16 protein-coding genes are annotated in these 20547 nt (G+C 72.4%); 10 read left to right on the top strand and 6 right to left on the bottom strand.

Translation table 11 applies throughout. From position 1 onward, the window contains the following. Nucleotides 1–596: 596 nt before the first annotated feature. On the bottom strand, nt 597–2624 hold the full coding sequence (locus ACZ7G1_RS11500; RefSeq protein WP_470872208.1) for a M4 family metallopeptidase: 2028 nt from the start codon (nt 2622–2624) through the stop codon (nt 597–599). Nucleotides 2625–2828: 204 nt separating this feature from the next. Beyond that, nucleotides 2829–3725, bottom strand: coding sequence for a TetR/AcrR family transcriptional regulator C-terminal domain-containing protein (locus tag ACZ7G1_RS11505; protein WP_470872206.1), 897 nt, complete (start codon nt 3723–3725; stop codon nt 2829–2831). Between the two features lie 125 nt (nt 3726–3850). Between ACZ7G1_RS11505 and ACZ7G1_RS11510 the strand changes: the two genes are divergently transcribed. Further along, nucleotides 3851–5338, top strand: a complete 1488-nt coding sequence (locus ACZ7G1_RS11510) for an MFS transporter (protein WP_470872204.1) — start codon at nt 3851–3853, stop codon at nt 5336–5338. Between the two features lie 123 nt (nt 5339–5461). Here ACZ7G1_RS11510 and ACZ7G1_RS11515 read toward each other — a convergent pair whose 3' ends face one another. The 3 genes from ACZ7G1_RS11515 to glgX all read right to left on the bottom strand — a co-directional run bounded on the left by ACZ7G1_RS11515 (nt 5462) and on the right by glgX (nt 11590). Further along, entirely contained in the window at nt 5462–7327 is a 1866-nt protein-coding gene (locus ACZ7G1_RS11515) for an ABC transporter ATP-binding protein (protein WP_470872202.1), read from the bottom strand. Beyond that, a complete protein-coding gene (locus ACZ7G1_RS11520) occupies nt 7324–9129 on the bottom strand; it encodes an ABC transporter ATP-binding protein (protein WP_470872200.1) in 1806 nt (601 codons plus the stop codon). The genes ACZ7G1_RS11515 and ACZ7G1_RS11520 overlap by 4 nt, the downstream gene beginning before the upstream one ends. A gap of 256 nt (nt 9130–9385) precedes the next feature. Further along, on the bottom strand, nt 9386–11590 hold the full coding sequence (gene glgX / locus ACZ7G1_RS11525) for a glycogen debranching protein GlgX (protein ID WP_470872198.1): 2205 nt from the start codon (nt 11588–11590) through the stop codon (nt 9386–9388). A 143-nt stretch (nt 11591–11733) separates the two neighbouring features. Between glgX and ACZ7G1_RS11530 the strand changes: the two genes are divergently transcribed. The 6 genes from ACZ7G1_RS11530 to ACZ7G1_RS11555 all read left to right on the top strand — a co-directional run bounded on the left by ACZ7G1_RS11530 (nt 11734) and on the right by ACZ7G1_RS11555 (nt 18204). Next, the gene (locus ACZ7G1_RS11530; protein WP_470872197.1) at nt 11734–12972 is read left to right on the top strand and encodes a L,D-transpeptidase; all 1239 of its coding nucleotides are present in this window, start codon (nt 11734–11736) and stop codon (nt 12970–12972) included. Between the two features lie 174 nt (nt 12973–13146). Beyond that, entirely contained in the window at nt 13147–14418 is a 1272-nt protein-coding gene (locus tag ACZ7G1_RS11535; protein WP_470872196.1) for a L,D-transpeptidase, read from the top strand. 90 nt (nt 14419–14508) lie between these two features. Then, complete coding sequence (locus ACZ7G1_RS11540) at nt 14509–15276, top strand: enoyl-CoA hydratase/isomerase family protein (protein ID WP_470872194.1); 768 nt, start codon at nt 14509–14511, stop codon at nt 15274–15276. A 74-nt stretch (nt 15277–15350) separates the two neighbouring features. Further along, a complete protein-coding gene (locus tag ACZ7G1_RS11545) occupies nt 15351–15857 on the top strand; it encodes an ATP-binding protein (RefSeq protein WP_470872192.1) in 507 nt (168 codons plus the stop codon). Nucleotides 15858–16240: 383 nt separating this feature from the next. Continuing rightward, on the top strand, nt 16241–17011 hold the full coding sequence (locus tag ACZ7G1_RS11550) for a polysaccharide deacetylase family protein (protein ID WP_470872190.1): 771 nt from the start codon (nt 16241–16243) through the stop codon (nt 17009–17011). Further along, entirely contained in the window at nt 17011–18204 is a 1194-nt protein-coding gene (locus ACZ7G1_RS11555; RefSeq protein ID WP_470872188.1) for a YncE family protein, read from the top strand. The genes ACZ7G1_RS11550 and ACZ7G1_RS11555 overlap by 1 nt, the downstream gene beginning before the upstream one ends. A 3-nt stretch (nt 18205–18207) precedes the next feature. Here the strand turns inward: ACZ7G1_RS11555 and ACZ7G1_RS11560 are convergent, their stop codons facing one another. Continuing rightward, nucleotides 18208–18843: a GNAT family protein gene (locus ACZ7G1_RS11560; protein WP_470872187.1), complete on the bottom strand. Its 636-nt coding sequence runs from the start codon at nt 18841–18843 to the stop codon at nt 18208–18210. Between the two features lie 74 nt (nt 18844–18917). On the opposite strand from ACZ7G1_RS11560, the gene ACZ7G1_RS11565 reads away from it, so the two are divergent. The 3 genes from ACZ7G1_RS11565 to ACZ7G1_RS11575 all read left to right on the top strand — a co-directional run bounded on the left by ACZ7G1_RS11565 (nt 18918) and on the right by ACZ7G1_RS11575 (nt 20529). Next, nucleotides 18918–19133 (top strand): EF-hand domain-containing protein, encoded by a 216-nt coding sequence (locus ACZ7G1_RS11565; protein WP_470872185.1) that lies wholly within the window; start codon nt 18918–18920, stop codon nt 19131–19133. A gap of 68 nt (nt 19134–19201) precedes the next feature. Further along, the gene (locus tag ACZ7G1_RS11570) at nt 19202–20110 is read left to right on the top strand and encodes a CopD family protein (protein WP_470872183.1); all 909 of its coding nucleotides are present in this window, start codon (nt 19202–19204) and stop codon (nt 20108–20110) included. A gap of 176 nt (nt 20111–20286) precedes the next feature. After that, the gene (locus ACZ7G1_RS11575; protein ID WP_470872182.1) at nt 20287–20529 is read left to right on the top strand and encodes a hypothetical protein; all 243 of its coding nucleotides are present in this window, start codon (nt 20287–20289) and stop codon (nt 20527–20529) included. Nucleotides 20530–20547: the final 18 nt, after the last annotated feature.

The raw sequence follows: 20547 nt of genomic DNA on the forward strand, positions 1-20547 counted from the left end.
ACCCGCGGAGGGAGCCTGCGCTATGGAGACGGGCAGATTTCCCGCCCGCCCTCCCGCCGACAGAGACACCTCGGCGCTGCCCTGTGCCGGCCAGGTCGCCTTCGGGGGATTCTTCCGCCAGGAATGGGCGGCAGCGGCGTCCGGTCGTCTGACGCCCCCCGTCGCGACTCCGGTCACAGCGACGGCATTTGGCTGCTTCAGATCGGGCAGTCGCGGTCTGTCGTCCGGGCTCGCGGAAGCCGCGGCGCCGGGCAGCATCCCGCCCAATATCGCTGCGGCCATGAGTACATGCAGGCCATGCCTGCGGTCGCGTCTCACTGCTTCCCCCCAAGAAAGGTTCTATGGAATCTGACGCAGGCTAACAGGCCTCCCATCAGGGCTTTTTCCCGTTGCGGACGAATGGGGAGTCAAAGGTTTTCAGGAAGGGAAAACCGCAGAAATGGCACCTTGGCGGAGAAGTCGGTCCGGCCTGTTTCCTACTCGACAGCCCGGGTGACCCGACGGGATCGACCGGCGGCTTTGGCAGCGGGCATGAAAAAGGGCGGGCGCCCGGAGGGAGAGATCCCTTCGGGCGCCCGTCGCTGTGTTTCCCGGGGTTACGGGAAGGTGAGCTTGAAGTTGTTGATGTAGCCGGTGTCGATGGAGGCCTTGTCCTGGACGCGGAGCTTCCAGGCACCGTTGGCGACCTCGGAGGAGGCGTTGACGGTGAAGGTCTGCTGGATGTTGTCGGCGCTGCCGCCGGAGCGGTTGGAGAGGCTGTAGACCGAGCCGTCGGGGGCGATGAGGTCGACGACGAGGTCACCGCGGTAGGTGTGGATGATGTCCACGCCGACGGCGAGGTTGCTCGGGGCGTTGCCGGTGATGCCGGTGACGTTCACGGTCGAGGTGACCGCGGCGCCGGGGGAGTCCGGGATGGTCACGTCCGCGGAGTTCTCGAAGACCTTGCCGGTGGGCGGGTTGCCGCCGCCCGAGCGGGGACCGACGTTGATGGCGGCCCAGGCGTCCTCGACGGCCGCGACCTCGGGGCTGGTGGTGCCGTAGAGGGTCTTGGCGACCTCGACCGTGCCGGCGCGGGCACCGGCGTAGTCGGTGGTGGTGCCCCACTTGGTGGTGAGCGCCTTGAACCAGATCAGCTCGGCCTTGGCGCGGCCGATGCCGGTGACGGGCAGGCCGTCGGAGGTCGGCGAGTCGTAGCTCACGCCGTTGACGACCTTGGCGCCGCTGCCCTCGGAGAGCAGGTAGAAGAAGTGGTTCGCCGGGCCCGAGGAGTAGTGGACGTCGATGCCGCCGATGCCCGAGTACCAGGCGTCCTTGGACGAGCCGTCCTTGCTCGGCTTGTCCATGTAGCGCAGCGGGGTGCCGTTGCCGCGGATGTCGATCTTCTCGCCGACGAGGTAGTCGCCCGGGTCGTTGGCGTTGTTGGCGTAGAACTCGACGGCCGCCGCGAAGATGTCCGAGGTGGCCTCGTTGAGGCCGCCGGACTCGCCGCTGTACTGGAGGCCGGCCGTGTTGGAGGTGACGCCGTGCGTCATCTCGTGGGCGGCGACGTCGATGGACGTCAGCGGCTTGGTGTTGCCCGAGCCGTCGCCGTACGTCATGCAGAAGCAGGAGTCCGACCAGAACGCGTTGACGTACGCGTTGCCGTAGTGGACCCGGGAGTACGCGCCGACGCCGTCACCGCGGATGCCGGTGCGGCCGTGCACGTTCTTGTAGTAGTCCCAGGTGAGCGCGGCACCGTAGTGCGCGTCGGCGCCGGCCGTCTCCTTGTTGGACGGGCTGCCGTTGCCCCACACGTCGGTGGTGTTGCTGAACAGCGTCCCGGTGCCGGACGTACCGCCGTTGAGGTTGTACGTCTTGTGGTTGCCGCGGCCGGTGTCGGTCAGCGTGTACGAGGGCGCGGTGCCGAGGGTGACCTGGCCGCTGTACATCGTGTTGCCGGTGCCGGTCTCGATGGCCTGCCACTCGTACAGCTTCGCGCCCGACTTGGCGTCGGTGACGACGTGCAGCTCGTTCGGGGTGCCGTCGTGCTGGAGGCCGCCGACGACGGTCTCGTACGCGAGGACGGGCGCGCCCTTGGCCATCCAGACGACCTTGCGCGGGGCGCGGTTGGTCTCGGCCTTGTCGGATCCCTCCGCCTTCGCGGCGCCCAGGGCCTGCTTCGAGGCGGCGGCCGGGGTGACGGTGGCGGTGGTGTCGACGTTCTTCAGCTCCGCGCGGGAGGCCTTGGAGACGCTCTGCCGGGCGCCGGCCTTCGACTCCTCGACGACGAGGTCACCGCCGAGCACGGGCAGCCCGGCGTAGGTGCGCTCGTAGCGCGTGTGGGTCGTGCCGTCGCGGTCCTGGACGACGTCACGGACGACCAGCTTCTCCTGGGCGCCGAGGCCGAGGGACTTGGCCGTGGCGGCCTTGTCGGCGTCGGCCGCCTTGATGAGCGCGGTGCGCTCGGCGGGGGTGAGGTCGGCCGGGAGCTTGCCCGGGTTGACCTTGCCGATGGACTGCGCCTGGGGGGCGGCCGCGAAGGTGCCGGCCGATGCGGACCCGGTCTGGACGCCGACGGCGATCATGGCGGCGGCGGCGATCAGGGCGCCGGTCGCGGTGGCACGGCGGCTGGGCGTGGATCTCACGCAGACTCCTTATGCGAGGGGGGTACCGGCGGACTTGGGTGAGCCCGTCCGGGCGGAGCAAGGAGAGCTGTGGAGCACGTACGGGTGAAGCGCTGAACATTGATGCGAAGAACCGGGGAGAGAGTGACAGGAATGACGGGGACCTGTCAGGAGCGCATCGACAAGTTGGCCGGAAATCGTCCGCTGCCCGTACGTCGGTGTTCGTTAACCGGACGTTTCGTCGATCATGGCCGCGATGCCGTCCAACGTTCTGCGGAGCCCGAATTCGAAGAGCGTCTCCAGGTCCAGACCGAAGCCTCCGGCGCTGGTGACCGACGTCAGCTCCGGGTACGAGCCGGCCGCCTGGATCGCGTCGAACCGTGGCTCATTCTGTTCCATCCACTCGCCGTCGGAGATCCCCGTGTCCTGACGCGCCTGCTCCTCCAGATCGTCCGCCATCGACAGCCCCTGGACGAAGGCGAAGATCAGCAGATGGGCGTGGAGCTTGTCCGACGGCGACAGCGGCGTCCCCCGCAGCGACCGCAGCACCCACTCCGTGTACGCCATCGCGTTCGGCGTCGCGACCGGCCGCGTGAACGAGGCCATCGCGTGCGCCATCCACCGGTGACGCGCGTACACCCCGCGCAGCCACCGCGCCGCCCGCTCCAGACCCGTGCGCCACTCCGCCGGCACCGGCCCCAGCGGCACCTCCCCGCACGCCGCGTCCGACATCAGCCGCACCAGCTCCGCCTTGCCCGGCACATGCCGGTACAGCGTCATCGTCGACACCCCGAGCACCGTCGCCACCCGACGCATCGTCAGGGAGTTCAGGCCCTCCGCGTCGGCGAGCGCGAGCGCGGCCGCGACCAGCCGCTCCCGCGACAGCGGCTCCGCGCCCGGATCCGCCGGGGCGAGCACCACCGTGCCCACCCCCGGCTCGGCCCGTACGAGCCCCTCCCGGCGCAGCACCGCGAGCGCCTTCGTCGCCGTGGCCATCGCCACGCCCCACTCGCGCGTGACGGCCCGCGTCGACGGCACCCGGGAGCCCGGCGGCAGCTCGCCCGACCGGATGCGGCGACGGAGCTCGGCGGCGATGGCGAGGTAGGGCGGCGAGGTCGGCACGGCGGTGAGTGTACTAGTGCGCCAGGGACGTCGTACAGGCCGCTGACCTGCGATTTCAGGAGTCTGATCCGAGGTGTACTAGGGCGATGGTGGCGCCGTACGCCCCCGGCTGCTTCCGTCCCCCCATGACACTCACCGAGCACCCCGGAACCACCACAGGACCCGCCCGTGCCGGACGGCGCGAATGGACCGCCCTCGGCGTCCTCATGCTGCCGCTGCTCCTCGTCTCCATGGACGTCTCGGTCCTCTACTTCGCGATCCCCTCCATCGCCGCCGACCTCCGACCCGGCGCGACCCAGCAGCTGTGGATCCTCGACATGTACGGCTTCGTCCTCGCCGGACTCCTCGTCACCATGGGCGCCCTCGGCGACCGCGTCGGCCGCCGCAGGCTCCTCCTCGGCGGCGCCGCCCTCTTCGGCGTCGCCTCGGTCGCCGCCGCCTACGCCCACAGCGCCGGCGCCCTCATCGGCGCCCGCGGCCTCCTCGGCGTCGCCGGCGCCTGCCTCATGCCGTCCACGCTCGCCCTGATCCGCACCCTCTTCCAGGACGCGGCCCAGCGCGCCAAGGCCGTCACCCTGTGGACCACCGTCATGGCGAGCGGCATCTCCCTCGGACCCGTCGTCAGCGGCGCGCTCCTCGAACACTTCTGGTGGGGATCGGTCTTCCTGATCAACCTGCCCGCGATGCTCCTGCTGCTCGTCCTCGCGCCCCTGCTGCTCCCCGAGTCGAAGCCCGCCGCCGGCACCGGACGGTTCGACCTCGTCAGCGCGGGACTCTCGCTCGCCGCCCTGCTGCCCCTCATCCACGGGATCAAGGAACTCGCCAAGGACGGCTGGGCGCCGCTGCCCGCGCTCGGGGTGACCTTCGGGCTGCTCCTCGCGCTCGTCTTCGTCCACCGCCAGCGACGGCTCGCCCACCCCATGATCGACCTGACGCTGCTGCGCACCCCCGCCTACGGCGGCTCCCTGCTCGTCAACCTGCTCGCCATGGCCGCCACCGTCGGCTTCGCCGTCTTCCTGACCCAGTACCTCCAGTCCGTCCTCGGCCAGAGCCCCCTCGAAGCCGCGCTGTGGAGCCTGGTCCCCACCGGTGGCGTCATGGTCGCCGCTCCCGTCGCCGCACTGCTCGCCGGACGGACCGACCGGGCGTACGTGATGGGCGGCGGCTTCCTCGTCTCCGCCGCCGGCTTCGCCTGGCTCGCCACGACCGACCGCGCCACCCCGTTCTGGGTGATCCTCGTCGCCGGTGCCGTGTACGCCGCCGGGCTCGTCTCCGCCATGACCCTCGCCAACGAACTCGCCCTCGGCGCCGCGCCGCCCGAGCGCGCCGGATCCGCCGCGGCCGTCCTCGAAGCGGGCCAGGAACTCGGCGGCGCGCTCGGCATGGCGATCCTCGGCTCGGTGGGCGCGGCCGTCTACACCGCCGCGATGCCCGACTCCGCGCCCGCCGCGGCCCGCGAGACCCTCGGCGGCGCCCTCACCGCTTCCCCCGCCGTCCTCGACACCGCCCGCACCGCCTTCGTCGACGCCATGGCGGGGGCCGCCCTCGGCGCCGCCCTGCTGATGCTCCTCGCGGCGGCCGTGGCGCTCCGGGCACTGCGCGGGCGGGCGTGAGGCGAGCGGGGCCGTAAGACGGGCGGGGCCGTATGCCGGGCGGGGCCGTATGCCGGGCGGGGCCTTAGGACGGCCGGGCCGTATGCCGGGGGGGTCCGTAAGACGGGCGGGGGAGCCCGCCCGTCAGCCCACCAGGCTGTCCCGCCAGGCCTGGTGGAGTCCGGCGTAGTGGCCGTCGCCGGCGACCAGGCTCGCGGGCGGGCCGTCCTCGACGACGCGGCCGGAGTCCATGACCAGGACCCGGTCGGCCACCTCGACGGTGGAGAGCCGGTGGGCGATGACGACGGCGGTGCGGCCGGCGAGGACCGTGTCCATGGCCAGCTGCACCGCACGCTCGCCCGGCACGTCCAGGGAGCTGGTGGCCTCGTCGAGGATGAGGACGGCCGGGTCGGCGAGCAGGGCGCGGGCGAAGGCGACCAACTGGCGCTGGCCCGCCGAGATGCGGCCGCCGCGCTTGCGGACGTCCGTGTCGTAGCCGTCCGGGAGGCTCACGATGAAGTCGTGCGCCCCGATGGCCTTCGCGGCCGTCTCGATCTCGTCGCGGGTCGCGTCCGGGCGGCCGATCGCGATGTTCTCGGCGACCGTCCCCGAGAAGAGGAAGGCCTCCTGGGTGACCATCACGACCCCGCGCCGCAGGTCCGGTGTGGTGAGGTCGCGCAGGTCGACGCCGTCGAGCAGGACCCGGCCCTCGGTGGGGTCGTAGAAGCGGGCAAGGAGCTTGGCGAGGGTCGACTTGCCCGCGCCGGTGGCGCCCACGACGGCCACCGTCTGGCCGGCGGGGATGGTCAGGTCGAAGCGGGGCAGGACCTCGCCGCCCGTCCGGTACGCGAAACGGACGCCCTCGAAGACCACTTCCCGGCCCGGGGTCCCGGCGCGCCGGGGGAGGGGCTCGGGGGCGGTCGTCTCGGGCACGCCCGGTTCCTGGGCGAGGAGGCCGGCGATCTTCGCGAGGGAGGCGGCGGCCGACTCGTAGGAGTTGAGGAACATGCCGAGCCGGTCGATGGGGTCGTACAGGCGCCGCATGTAGAGCACGGCGGCGGCCAGGACGCCCAGTTCGAGCGTGCCGCCCGCGACGCGGTAGGCGCCCCACAGGCACATGCCGGCCACCGCCGTGTTCGCGACCAGGCGGGAGCCGACGACGTAACGGGCCATTTCGAGGAGCGCGTCGCCGTTGCTGCGCTCGTGGCGGTGGTTGAGGACGGCGAACTCGGCGTCGTTGGCCCGCTCGCGGCGGAACGCCCGCACCGGCCGGATGCCGTTCATCGTCTCCGCGAACTTCACGATCACGCCCGCGATGGCCGTGGAGCGATCGGTGTACACCTCGCCGACGCGCCTGCGGTAGCTGCGGATCAGCAGGTACAGCGGCGCGAAGGAGGCGACGGCGACCGCCCCGATGCCCAGGTCGAGCCAGAGCAGCACCAGGGAGATCGAGACGAAGGAGAGGACGACCCCGATGAGTTCCTGGAGGCCCTCGGAGAGCAGCTCGCGCAGGGACTCGACGTCGGTGGTGGCCCGGGAGATCAGCCGCCCCGAGGTGTAGCGCTCGTGGAAGTCGACGCTCAGCACCTGGGCGTGGCGGAAGATGCGGCCCCGCAGGTCGAGCAGCACGTCCTGGTTGACGCGGGCGGCCTCGCGGACGAAGACGTACTGGAGGAGCCCGGAGAGCGCCGCGCACAGCAGATAGCCCAGCGCCACCGCCACGACCGGGCCGTGGTCGCCGGCCCGGAAGGCCGGCACGCCCCGGTCGATGGCGTACGCGACGATCAGCGGGCCCGCCTGCACGGCGGCCTCCCTGACGAGGAGGACGAGCGCGGCGACCGTCACCCGCGCCCGGTGCGCGGCGAGCAGCGAACGCAGCAGCGCGAGCGTCGCCCCGTGCGGGGAGGGCAGGTCGTCCTGGTCGAAGGGGTCGGACGCGGGGGTGCCCGCCGCCGCGGGACCGTTCTCAGGCGTCGTTCCCGGCGTCGTTTCCGGCTTCGTGTCCGTCATCGCTTCTCCCGCGTCTCGCCGGACATCAGCCAGGCGTACTCCTCGCTGCTCCGCAGCAGTTCCTGATGGGTGCCGACCGCCGCGATCCGCCCCCTCGACAGCAGCGCGACCCGGTCGGCGAGCATCACCGTCGACGGGCGGTGCGCGACGACCAGGGCCGTCGTGTCGCGCAGGACCTCCCGCAGGGCGGCCTCCACCCGGGCCTCGGTGTGCACGTCGAGCGCCGACAGCGGGTCGTCGAGGACCAGGAACCGGGGGCGGCCGACGACCGCCCGCGCCAGCGCGAGCCGCTGCCGCTGGCCGCCCGAGAGGCTCAGGCCCTGCTCGCCGACCTGGGTGGCGGCGCCCTCGGGCAGCCGGCCGACGAAACCGTCGGCCTGCGCCACGCCCAGGGCCCGTTCGAGCTCCGGTGCGCCGGCGTTCTCCCCGGCGCCCATCAGGACGTTCTCGCCGACGCTCGCGGAGAAGAGGGTGGGTTCCTCGAAGGCCATCGACACCAGGGACCGCAGCCGCGCCCGGTCCATCAGGGCGATGTCCTCGCCGTCGAGCAGGATGCGCCCCTCGGTGGTCTCGTGCAGGCGGGGGACGAGCGCGGTGAGCGTCGTCTTGCCGCAGCCGGTGCCGCCGACCAGGGCGAGGGTCTCGCCCGGGCGGATGTGGAGGTCGATGCCGTCCAGGACGGGCGGGGTGTCCTCGGGCGCGTCGGGGTACCGGAAGGTCACGCCCTCGAACCGCACGCCGCCCTCGGCCCCGCCGTCCCCGGCGGCGGGCTTCGCCGGCGCCGTGTCCGGCTCCTCCTCCGCGTCCATCACCTCGAAGTACCGCTCGGTGGCGGTCGCCGCCTCCTGGCTCATCGCGAGGAGGAAGCCGATCGACTCCACGGGCCAGCGCAGCGCGAGCGCCGTCGAGAGGAACGCCACGAGCGTGCCCGCCGACAGGTCGCCGTCGGCGACCTGCACGGTGCCGAGGACGAGGGTGGCCCCGATGGCGAGTTCGGGGACGACGGTGATGACCGCCCAGATCATGGCGAGCAGCCGCGCCTTCGCCAGTTCGGTGCCCCGCAGCCCCTCGGAGAGCGTGCGGAAGGCCTCGGCCTGGCTGCGGTGGCGGCCGAAGCCCTTGACGATCCGGATGCCGAGGACGCTCTCCTCGACGACCGTGGTCAGGTCGCCGACCTGGTCCTGTGCCCGGCGGGCCACCACCCCGTACCGCCCTTCGAAGAGGGAGCAGAGGATCACCAGCGGCAGGACGGGGGTCAGGAGCACGAGGCCGAGCGACCAGTCCTGGGCGATGAGGAGCACGTAACCGGCGAGGATCGTCACGCCGTTGACCAGCAGGAAGGTCAGCGGGAAGGCGAGGAACATCCGGACCAGCATCAGGTCGGTCGTGCCGCGCGACAGCAGCTGGCCCGAGGCCCACCGGTCGTGGAAGGCGATCGGGAGCCGCTGGAGCCTGGCGTACAGATCGGCCCGCATCCCGGCCTCCACCGCCGACAGCGGCCGCGCGACCAGCCACCGCCGGAAGCCGAACAGGAGGGCCTCGGCGATCCCGAGGAGCAGCAGGTACAGCGCCCCGCGCCACACGCCGCCCGGGTCGCGGTCCGCGACCGGCCCGTCCACCATCCACTTCAGCACCAGCGGGATCACCAGGGACAGACAGGAGGCGATGATCGCCACGACCGCCGCCGCGAGCCACCTCCCCCGCACCGGCCGCACGTACGGCCACAGCCGCAGCAGCACGCGCACCGCCGACCGGTCGCGCGCCTTCGGGGGTTTCGCTGGGTTCACAGATTTCTCGGGCATCAGGCCCGACCTTACGGTTCGCCCCTGACACCTCTCATCCGGTTTTCCGTGCGCGCAGAGCCAACGAACCGTGCGCCGTGGGCCAAAGACAGGGCGAGGGGGCCGCCCCGACACTGGGCGGACGCGCGGGCCGTCGCACGGGGGCCCAGGACGGCCCGCGACGGGCGCCTCCGCGGGCTGCGGCCCGCGGGGACGGGCGCCCTCGCTCGGCCCGGCCACCGCCGTCGCGCCGTGGTGGCCGGGCCGGGAGTGGCGCTCACTCCCTGACCCGCAGCAGGACCGTGGACCGGGCGCCGACCGTGATCGTCCCGCCGCCCTGGTGGCGGGTGCCGGGGGCGCGGGACTGGTCCGCGCGGGCGGTGTCCACGACGAGTTCGTACGCCGCCGCCCAGGGCGGTCCGGGGAGGCGGAACTCCAGCGGGCGCGGGCCCGCGTGCAGCACGGCGAGGAAGCTGTCGTCGGTGACCCGCTCGCCCCGCTCGTCCCGGCCCGGGATGTCACGGCCCGACAGATAGAGACCGAGCGTGGCGGTGGGCGCGTACCAGTCGGGTTCGGTCATCTCGGCGCCCTCGGCGGTGAACCAGGCCAGGTCCCGCAGCCCGTCCGCGCGCTGGGGGCGGCCGGAGAAGAAGGCCCGGCGGCGCAGCACCGGGTGGCGGTGGCGCAGGGCGAGGAGCCGGCGGGTCAGGGCGAGGAGCTGGGCCCGGTCCGGGTCGTCGGGCAGCGACCAGTCGAGCCAGCCGATCTCGTTGTCCTGGCAGTAGGCGTTGTTGTTGCCGCCCTGGGTGCGGCCGGTCTCGTCGCCGGCGACGAGCATCGGCACGCCGGTGGACAGCAGCAGGGTGGTGAGCAGGTTGCGCTGCTGGCGCAGCCGCAGGGCGTTGACCTCCGGGTCGTCGGTCTCGCCCTCCGTCCCGCAGTTCCAGGAGCGGTTGTCGTGGGTGCCGTCCCGGTTGCCCTCGCCGTTGGCCTCGTTGTGCTTGCGCTCGTACGTGACGAGGTCGCGGAGGGTGAAGCCGTCGTGCGCGGTGACGAAGTTGACCGAGGCGTAGGGCCGCCGGCCGCCCCAGGCGTACAGGTCGCTGGAGCCGGAGAGCCGGTAGCCGAGGTCCCGCACGTCGGGCAGCGCGCCCCGCCAGAAGTCCCGTACGGCGTCGCGGTAGCGGTCGTTCCACTCGGTCCACAGCGGCGGGAAGGCGCCGACCTGGTAGCCGCCGTTGCCGACGTCCCAGGGCTCGGCGATCAGTTTGACCCGGCGGAGCACCGGGTCCTGGGCGATCACCGCGAGGAACGGCGACAGCATGTCGACGTCGTGCATCGAGCGGGCGAGCGCCGCCGCGAGGTCGAAGCGGAAGCCGTCGACGCCCATCTCGGTCACCCAGTACCGCAGCGAGTCGGTGATGAGCCGCAGCACCTGCGGCTGCACGACGTGCAGGGTGTTGCCGCAGCCGGTGTAGTCGGCGTACCGGCGGGCGTCGGACTGGAGCCGGTAGTAGCCCCGGTTGTCGATGCCCTTCAGGGAGAGGGTGGGGCCGAGCTCGCCGGCCTCCGCCGTGTGGTTGTAGACGACGTCGAGGATGACCTCGATCCCGGCCGCGTGCAGCGCCCGCACCATCCGCTTGAACTCGCCGACCTGCTGTCCCGCCGTCCCCGACGAGGAGTAGGCGGCGTGCGGGGCGAAGTAGCCGAGCGAGTTGTAGCCCCAGTAGTTGCGCAGTCCGCGCCGCAGGAGGTGGTCCTCGTGCGCGAACTGGTGGACCGGGAGCAGCTCGACGGCCGTCACCCCGAGCCCGCTGAGGTACTCGATCGCCGCCGGGTGCGCGAGCCCCGCGTAGGTGCCCCGCAGGTGCTCGGGGATGCCGGGGTGGAGCTTGGTGAAGCCCTTGACGTGCACCTCGTAGATGACGGAGTCCTGCCAGGGCGTCTTGGGCCTGCGGTCGTCCGACCAGTCGTCGTCGTCGTGCACGACGACCCCCTTCGGCACGTGCGGCGCGGAGTCCCGCTCGTCCCGGACGGTGTCGGCCACGTGCTGCTGCGGCCAGTCCCTGACGTGCCCGTACGCTTCCGGGGGCAGCGCGGCGAAGTCGCCGTCGACGGCCCGCGCGTACGGGTCGAGGAGCAGCTTCGCCGGGTTCCAGCGCGCCCCCGTCCACGGGTCCCAGCGGCCGTGCACCCGGTAGCCGTACCGCTGTCCGGGGCCGACGCCCGGCACGAAGCCGTGCCAGATCTCATGGGTGAGTTCCGTCAGCGGCAGCCGTGTCTCCGTCCCGTCCGCGTCGAACAGGCACAGTTCCACCGCCTCCGCGCCGCCCGCCCACAGGGCGAAGTTGGTGCCCGTCACCCCGCCGGGCCCGACCCGGCAGCGCGCGCCGAGCGGCGTCGGCGCACCCGGCCACACGGGTGGTCCGGTCCGTTCCAGGGCATGCTCGGATACCGCCTCCTGCTCGGCTGCGCTCGCCACCGTCCCGGCCTCCCGCGGCTCGTCGGGCCCGCACCCGCGGGAGCGGCGGCGTCCCGGCCGCCGCTCCCGCGCGTGGTTCTCCCCCTTATCTGCCCGGACGGCCGTGCTCCCAACATGACCCGCACGCACGTTTCCCCTGGAGGGTGCCTGTCGTTGGGCCGAGCGTGAATCGAGTATGGAAGCGGACGAGGTACGCCCTGGCGGTGGCGGGACTGATCGCGGGCCTCGCGGGCTGCACAGGCGCGGACGGCGGGGGAGGCGTCGGCGTCTCCCTGCCGGGCAAGGCGCGGGCCCCGGGTGACGTGATCCGGGTGAGCCCGGAGGACGGCAGCAAGGGGGTGCCGGCGGACGGCCCCGTCGAGGTGCGGATCGACAGCGGACGGCTCGAACGGGTGACCGTCGTGCAGGTCGAGGACGCCCAGCGGACCCGGGTCGCCGGGGAGATCTCCGCCGACGGGCTGCGGTGGCGGCCCCGGGCGGACACCCGGCTCGCGCTGTCCGCGAAGTACAGCGTGGACGCGGTCGCGCTCGACGCCCACGGGCGCCGCTCGGCCCGCCACACGACCTTCACCACGGTGGTGCCGGAGAGCCGTTTCATCGGCTACTTCAAGCCGGAGAACCGCTCCACGGTCGGTACCGGCATGATCGTTTCCTTCGCCTTCAACCGGCCCGTCGAGAACCGCGCCGAGGTCGAGAAGGCCATCCGGATCACGTCCGTGCCGCCGGTGGAGGTGGTCGGCCACTGGTTCGGCAAGGAGCGCCTCGACTTCCGCCCGGCCGCGTACTGGCAGCCCGGCACCAAGGTCACCGTCGACCTCGCCCTCCGGGACGTCGAGGGCGCGCCCGGCGTGTACGGCATCCAGCGCAAGACGGTCGGCTTCACCATCGGCCGCTCCCAGGTCTCCCTGGTCGACGCCGCCGAACACACCATGGAGGTCCACCGGGACGGCGAGCTCCTCGCCACCGTGCCGATCACCGCGGGGGCGCCGAAGACGACCACGTACAACGGGAAGATGGTCGTCACCGAGCTGTACGACGTGACGCGGATGGACGGACGGACCGTCGGCTTCGGCGGCGAGTACGACATCAAGGACGTGCCGCACGCGATGCGGCTCACCGACTCGGGCACCTTCCTGCACGGCAACTACTGGGCCTCGGCCTCCACCTTCGGCTCCGCCAACGTCAGTCACGGCTGCGTCGGGCTCCGCGACGACAAGGGCGGCAGCTCCGACTCCCCGGCGGGCTGGTTCTTCGACCGGACCCTCATCGGCGACATCGTGGAGGTGGTCAACTCCCGTGACCGGAAGGTCGCTCCGGACAACGGCCTCGGCGGCTGGAACCTGGACTGGCAGCAGTGGCGGGCGGGCTCGGCCCTCGGCTGACCTCTGGCCCCCCTGGCCCCGCCGCCCCCTAGCACGCCGACTGGGACTGAACGGTGACATTCACGAGGAACTTTCGTGTCCTGCGGTGTGATTATCTAGCGCTGTGTGCGCGGATGGATGCGCACGGGGGCGGGGCCGTGGCGGTGCCAGGCCGTGCGAGGGGAGAACACCACAGTGAACGGGCAGCCGATATCGGGGGCATCGGTAGGGGCGACGGCGCGTCGCGGCCGGCGGCGCGGGGGCGTCCGCCTCCAGGCCGTGGCGGCGGGAGCGCTGCTCCTCGTGCTCACCGCCTGCGGCGGCGGCGAGACCGCCGGCGGGGGCAGCGGCGCGGGCGGCACGGGGCCGGCGGCGCAGGGCGGCGGCAAGCAGGACAACTCGGCCTCCCAGGCGGTCGTGACGATCCTTCCGAAGGACGGCGCCGACGCGGTCGCCACCAGCGGCGCGCTCAAGATCACCGCGGAGCAGGGCAAGCTGACCACGGTCACGGTCGCCGACTCCAAGGGCACCGAGGTCGACGGCAAGATCGCGGCGGACGGCGCCAGCTGGTCGCCCACCGCCCACCTGGCCGCGGCCACCCAGTACAAGGTCCACGCGATCGCGAAGGACTCCGAGGGCCGCGAGTCGGCGAAGGACACCACCTTCACCACGCTGGTCCCGAAGAACACCTTCATCGGCCACTACACGCCGGAGGACGGTTCGACCGTCGGCGTCGGCATGCCGGTCTCCATCAACTTCACCCGGGGCATCACCGACCCCGAGGCCGTCGAGAAGGCCATCAAGGTCACGGCCGAGCCGGCCGTCCGCGTCGAGGGCCACTGGTTCGGCAACGACCGCCTGGACTTCCGCCCCGAGGAGTACTGGGCCGCCGGCACCAAGGTGACCGTGCAGCTCAACCTGGACGGCGTCGAGGGCCGCCCGGGCGTCTACGGCAAGCAGAAGAAGACCATCACCTTCACCATCGGCCGCCGTCAGGTCTCCACCGTCGACGCGAGCGCCAAGACGATGAAGGTCGAGCGCGACGGCGCCATCATCAAGACGCTGCCGATCACCGCCGGCGCCCCGTCCACGACCACGTACAACGGTCAGATGGTCATCAGCGAGAAGTACAAGGTGACGCGCATGAACGGCGCCACCGTCGGCTTCGGCGGCGAGTACGACATCAAGGACGTGCCGCACGCGATGCGCCTGTCGAACTCGGGCACCTTCGTGCACGGCAACTACTGGGCCCCGAAGAGCACCTTCGGCTCGCAGAACGTCAGCCACGGCTGCGTCGGCCTCTCCGACGTGCGCGGTGCGGGCGACCCGTCGACCCCGTCGGCCTGGTTCTTCGACCGCTCGCTCATCGGCGACGTCGTCATCGTGAAGAACTCCAAGGACAAGCAGATCAAGCCGGAGAACGGCCTGAACGGCTGGAACATGGACTGGTCGGAGTGGATCGCCTAGATCCCCGCTGACGCCGTCCGACGGTGGGACCCGGTGCTGTGAGCAACAGCACCGGGTCCCTTCGCGTTAACGCCCACTAACCTTCCCTTCATGACTGTGAACCTCGAAGTCGCCGAAGGCGTCGGCACGATCCGCCTCGACCGTCCCCCGATGAACGCGCTGGACATCGCCGTCCAGGACCGGCTGCGCGAGCTGGCCCAGGAGGCGACCGACCGCGACGACGTGCGGGCCGTGATCCTCTACGGCGGGGAGAAGGTGTTCGCGGCCGGCGCGGACATCAAGGAGATGCAGGTCATGGACCACGTGGCCATGGTCAAGCGGTCGCGCGCCCTCCAGGACTCCTTCACCGCGATCGCCCGCATCCCCAAGCCCGTGGTGGCCGCCGTCACCGGGTACGCGCTCGGCGGCGGCTGCGAGCTCGCGCTCTGCGCCGACTACCGGATCGCCGCCGACAACGCGAAGCTGGGCCAGCCGGAGATCCTGCTCGGCCTGATCCCGGGCGCGGGCGGCACCCAGCGCCTGTCCCGCCTGATCGGCCCCTCCCGGGCCAAGGACCTCATCTTCACCGGCCGGATGGTGAAGGCGGACGAGGCCCTGTCGCTCGGCCTGGTCGACCGGGTCGTCCCGGCCGCCGAGGTGTACGAGCAGGCGCACGCCTGGGCCGCCAAGCTGGCGCAGGGCCCGGCGGTCGCCCTGCGGGCCGCGAAGGAGGCCGTCGACCAGGGTCTGGAGGCCGACATCGACACCGGTCTGGCCATCGAGCGCACCTGGTTCGCGGGCCTGTTCGCGACCGAGGACCGCGAGCGCGGGATGCGCAGCTTCGTCGAAGAGGGCCCGGGCAAGGCGAAGTTCGCCTGACAGCCCGTCACCGAGGGGGCCGATTCCGGCGGAACGGCCCCCGCGGAGGGCTCCGTGCGGCCATGATGGGGGGCATGGCGGGCCTGGAGGGTAGGGAACAACCTTGGCAGCGCGGCAGCGCCGCCGCCGCGCGCTGGTCTCCGGCCGCGGACGACGAACAGGCCGCCGGCGCAGTCGAGTTGTACGGCAACCCGGCCGAGGAGGACGTGCGGCTGCCGTCCCGTCCCGAGTCGGCGTGGGTGGCCCGCAGGCTCACCAAGGACGTGATCCTGCGCCAGTGGGGGCTCGGCCCGCAGATCGCCGAGCACGCGGTGCTCCTCGTCTCGGAGCTCGTCGGGAACGCGGTCCGGCACACCGGTGCCCGGGTCTTCGCGCTGCGGCTCCAGCGCCGCCGCGGCTGGATCCGGGTCGAGGTGCGCGACCCCTCGCGCGGGCTGCCCTGTCTGATGCCGGTGCACGAGCTCGACACCAGCGGCCGCGGTCTCTTCCTGGTCGACAAGCTCTCGGACCGCTGGGGCGTGGACCTGGCGCCGCGCGGCAAGACGACCTGGTTCGAGATGCGGGTCGCCGACCGCCCCTGAGACTCCTCCGCACGCACGGAAGCCCCCGTGTGCCGTGGTGGGGCGCCTGGGGGCTTCCGTGTGATGCGCCGTGGACGGGGGGGTGTATCCACGGCCGCTATGTCGACCTGGCCCGGGTCAAAGGGGGTCGGTGACTCCGACTATGGCAGACAGGCGGCCGTGCCGCCAAAAGTCCCTACTGGGGCAAGTTAGGTCAAATGCGGACAGTTCAACAATGAATCGTTGGTGACATGCAGCACCCACCTTCTAAATGGTGAATGACTATGCGGTTCATCGATTGTTTGCCGGGATCGTCCGCATGTTGGACACCCCGGCTTCGGCTGCAAACGTCCTGAATTGGCCTAATCGTAATAAAACGGGCAAGGCGGGCATTCAATGGTCGGGTGAAGCCGACCGACCGCCGAGGAGCCCTCCGGGCGGGCGCGGCCGCCGCCGTCGCCGGAGCCCTCGCCACCGCCTGCGGTACCGAGCCCCGCCCCGCGCCCACCCCCGCCGCCGCGCGCCGCCCCGCCCCCGCGCCCGCCGTCGCCCCCGCACCCCGCCGCTTCCCCGGCCGGCCCGACGAGATCGCGCACGGCCCCCGCGACCGGCCCAGGGTCGCCCTCACCTTCCACGGCCAGGGCGACCCCGCCCTCGCCCGCACCCTCCTCGGCCAGGCCGAGAAGGCCGGCGCCCGCGTCACCGTCCTCGCCGTCGGCAGCTGGCTCGACGACCACCCCGACCTCGCCCGCCGCGTCCTCGACGGCGGCCACGACCTCGGCAACCACACCCAGCACCACATCGACGTCAACGCCATGACCGAGGCCGAGGCCCACGCCGAGATCGAGGCCTGCGCCACCCGGCTGCGCCGGCTCACCGGCTCCATCGGCAGCTGGTTCCGGCCCTCCCGCACCCAGCACGCCGCCCCCGCCGTCCTGCGCGCCGCCCGCCGCGCCGGATACCCGCACGTCCTCTCGTACGACGTCGACTCGCTCGACTTCACCTCGCCCGGACCGGCCGCCGTCGTCCGCAACGTCACCGGGGCCGTCCGGGCCGGCTCGGTGGTCAGCCTGCACTTCGGCTACCCGGACACCGCCGCCGCGCTGCCCCTCCTCCTCGCCGACCTCGACCGCCGCGGACTGCGCGCGGTCACCACCACGGAGCTGCTGACCTGATGGACCGCCACCCGCCCGGACGCCTCGCACCCCGCACCAGGACCCTGCTCGCCGCCGCGCTGCTCGCCGCCCTCGCGGGCTGCGGCACCACCGACCACGGCGGCGCGTCGGCCGTGAAGAAGGCGGCCGCACCCGCCGTCCCCAAACCGGCCGCCGCACCCGCCGGGCTCCCCGGCATGCCGCCGCTGCTCGACCCGAACGACGTCTACGCCGCCGACCGGCCCAATCGACTCGCCCCGGCGGTACGGGACTTCCCCTCCCGGGTCTACGTCCCCAACACCAACTCCAACACCGTCTCGGTCATCGACCCCGCCACCTACAAGGTCATCGAGACCATCCCGGTCGGCGTCCAGCCCCAGCACGTCGTCCCGTCCTGGGACATGAAGACCCTCTGGGTCAACAACAACCGGGGCCACACCCTCACCCCCATCGACCCCGCCACGGGAGTCGCCGGCAAGCCGGTCGAGGTCCACGACCCGTACAACCTCTACTTCACGCCGAACGGCAAGTACGCCGTGGTGATGGCCTCGCTCGACCGCGAACTCGTCTTCCGCGACCCGCACACCATGGAACGGCGCAAGACCGTCCCGGTCAGCTGTTACGGCGTCAACCACGCCGACTTCTCCGCCGACGGCCGCTACTTCGTCGTCTCCTGCGAGTTCTCCGGCGAACTCCTCAAGGTCGACACCGAGAAGATGGAGGTCGTCGGGCAGCTCAAGCTGCCCTTCGAGGGCGCCATGCCGCAGGACGTGAAGATCTCCCCGGACGGGAAGACCTTCTACATCGCCGACATGATGGCCCACGGCATGTGGGTGCTCGACGGCGAGAACTTCACCACCCCCACCCTGCTCCCCACCGGCAAGGGCTGCCACGGCCTCTACATCAGCCGGGACTCGCGCGAGATGTACGTCCCCAACCGCGGCGAGGGCTCCGTCTCCGTCTTCGACTTCGGCAAGAACAAGCTCACCAAGAAGTGGTGGCTGCCCAACGGCGGCTCCCCCGACATGGGCGGCGTCTCCGCCGACGGCAAGGTCCTCTGGCTCTCCGGCCGGTACGACTCCGAGGTGTACGCGATCGACACCACGACCGGCGCGCAGCTGGCCCGCATCCCGGTCGGCGGCGGCCCGCACGGCCTCGCCGTCTACCCGCAGCCCGGCCGCTACTCGCTCGGGCACACCGGCATCTTCAGATGAGCCTCAGCCGGCGACCAGCAGCGCCTCCGACGCCACCGGGCGGTAGCCCGCCGCCTGGAAGGTCCGGACGCTCCGGGCGTTGCCCGGGGACTGCTGGGCCCACACCACCTCGCCGGGCGTGAGGTGGCGCGCCGCCGTCGCCAGGGCCCGGCCCAGGCCCCGGTGGCGCACCTCCTCGTCCACCTCGATCGCCGCCTCCCAGCGGCCCGCGACGCCCCGGCCGAGGATCAGGACGCCGCCGTCGGCCGCCCAGACCTGGACGTCGTCGCGGAACTTCAGGGCCCGCGCCACCCGGGGGTGCGCCGGGTCCTCGATCTCCCGCAGCTCCAGCGGGGGAGCGCCGGGCAGGCGGTCGGCGACGGTGAGCAGGTCGATGGTGTTCATGTGCAGGCCGGTGCGGGCCATCAGGGCGACCAGGAAGCCGGGGTTCATGCTGGCCGCGAGCGGGTCGCTCGACGTGGCCGCGAGCTCGGCCCGTACCCATGCCGGGTCGGCGTCCGTGAAGATCACCGAATGGGCGGTGAAGGCCAGCACTCCGGCGTCCCGCGGGCTGGGCTGCGGCACCACCGTCGTCGAGCCGTCCGGGGGCGGGAAGGTCCCGCGCGCCGCGTCCGCCAGGATCCGTGCCAGTTCGTTCATACCCCCATCATCCGGCAGGGGCGGGCCAGCTAATCTGACCCCCGTCAGATAAGCACCGAGAAGGGGCGGAAGCAGTGGCGGACATCGAGTCGGCACGTACGGCATTCAACCAGTTCGACGCGGACGGCGACGGCTTCATCACCGCCGCGGAGTACAAGAGCCTCATGGCGAAGCACGGCGACTTCAACGTCACGGAGACGGTCGCCGAGGTGCTCATCAAGCAGCGCGACGACAACGGCGACGGCGTCCTTTCCTGGGACGAGTTCTGGGCGCACTACAGCAAGGCCTGACCCGCCCGCCCGGGCGGGCGAGGCAACGCTGAGTTGCCGCCCGCCCGGGGCTCGGTGACGATCGACCGGTGACGCTTCCCGGACCTTTCGGTACCCCGAGCCGTCTGACGGTGGCGGTCGTCGCCGCGAGCGCCGTCCTCGCCGTCGCCCTGCTCGGCGCCGGACTCGCCCAGACGGGCACCGGCGAACTGCGGATACCCGCGGCCGGCACCACCTCGCTGCTGCGGCTCCTCGTCCTCACCGGCCTCGCCGTGCACCTGGGCGAACTGGCCGGAGGCCGGATAGCCCGCGACGGCCCGCTGCCCCGGAGCCGCTCCGTGCCCGCCGCGCTGCTCGCCGCGGCCGCCTCCGCCGGGCTCCTGCTCCTCTTCACGGCCGTCAGCGGCCTCAGTCCCGCCGTCGTCTACGGACTGCGCGAGGGCCGCCTGCTGCTCGTCACGGCCAACGCCTTCGTCCTCGCCGCCCTCTGCGCCGCCTCCCGGCGCCCCGGCCTCGCCGTCCTGCCGCTCGCCGTCGCCATCGGCGCCGAGGCGATGCGCGCCCACCCGGAGGCGCACCAGCAGGCCCTGGGGACCGGTCTGACCGTCGTCCACCTCACCGCTGCCTCGCTCTGGGTCGGCACCCTCCTGTACGTGCTCCGCACCATGCGGCTGCGCGGCGGCGGCCGGGACGTCCTGCTCCGATACGCCCGGATGGCCGCCTGGGTGTACGCCGCGCTCGTCGTCACCGGCACCGCCTCCACGCTCCGCAGGCTGCCGCTCGACGCCGTCCTCACCACCGCCTACGGCCGGCTCCTCCTGGTGAAGCTGGCGCTCTTCGGCGGCGCGAGCCTGCTCGCGCTGGCGGCCCGCGGCCGCCTGCTCTCCGGCGGGAACGCCCAGGCGCCGGCCCGGGTCGAGGTCTCCGTCCTGGTGGCGATCGTGGTCGTGTCGGCGCTGCTCACCGTGGTGCCCGATCCGCACGGCCTGACGCACTGAGCGAACGGTCCGACGAGCGGTCGGGCGAACCGACCTGACGCATTGGCCTAGACCTATTGTGCGGCCATGTCCGTGACGGTACGTTCGTCCCCGGCTGCGCAGCCGGCACGTAACGCACCACATCGCATCGTCACGTACTCCGCCGGGGCATCCCGGCGTTTTCAGGAGGCAATGCCATGTACCGCCGCACAGCAGCCGCACTCGCCACCGCCGTCACCGCCGGAGCCCTCGCGCTCGGCGCCGCCGGCTCCGCCTCGGCCAACCCGGGCGCGGGCTGGTACCCGCGCAGCCACCACGCCTCGTACGCCGAGTGCCAGGCCGCGGGCAAGGCCGGATACCAGATCTGGGGCCCGATCTTCTTCTGCGAGCCCCTCAGCTCCACCCGCCCGGACGTGATCGTCCTCTGGGTCCGCGCCTGACACACGAACGGCCGGCCC

The organism is Streptomyces sp. NPDC037273, from assembly GCF_055603625.1.

Coding starts and splice junctions, on each gene's coding strand:
- ACZ7G1_RS11540 (WP_470872194.1), top strand. CDS start 14,509: ATGACTGTGAACCTCGAAGTCGCCGAAGGCGTCGGCACGATCCGCCTC.
- ACZ7G1_RS11515 (WP_470872202.1), bottom strand. CDS start 7,327: ATGACGGACACGAAGCCGGAAACGACGCCGGGAACGACGCCTGAGAAC.
- ACZ7G1_RS11560 (WP_470872187.1), bottom strand. CDS start 18,843: ATGAACGAACTGGCACGGATCCTGGCGGACGCGGCGCGCGGGACCTTC.
- ACZ7G1_RS11575 (WP_470872182.1), top strand. CDS start 20,287: ATGTACCGCCGCACAGCAGCCGCACTCGCCACCGCCGTCACCGCCGGA.
- ACZ7G1_RS11555 (WP_470872188.1), top strand. CDS start 17,011: ATGGACCGCCACCCGCCCGGACGCCTCGCACCCCGCACCAGGACCCTG.
- ACZ7G1_RS11520 (WP_470872200.1), bottom strand. CDS start 9,129: ATGCCCGAGAAATCTGTGAACCCAGCGAAACCCCCGAAGGCGCGCGAC.
- ACZ7G1_RS11510 (WP_470872204.1), top strand. CDS start 3,851: ATGACACTCACCGAGCACCCCGGAACCACCACAGGACCCGCCCGTGCC.
- ACZ7G1_RS11545 (WP_470872192.1), top strand. CDS start 15,351: ATGGCGGGCCTGGAGGGTAGGGAACAACCTTGGCAGCGCGGCAGCGCC.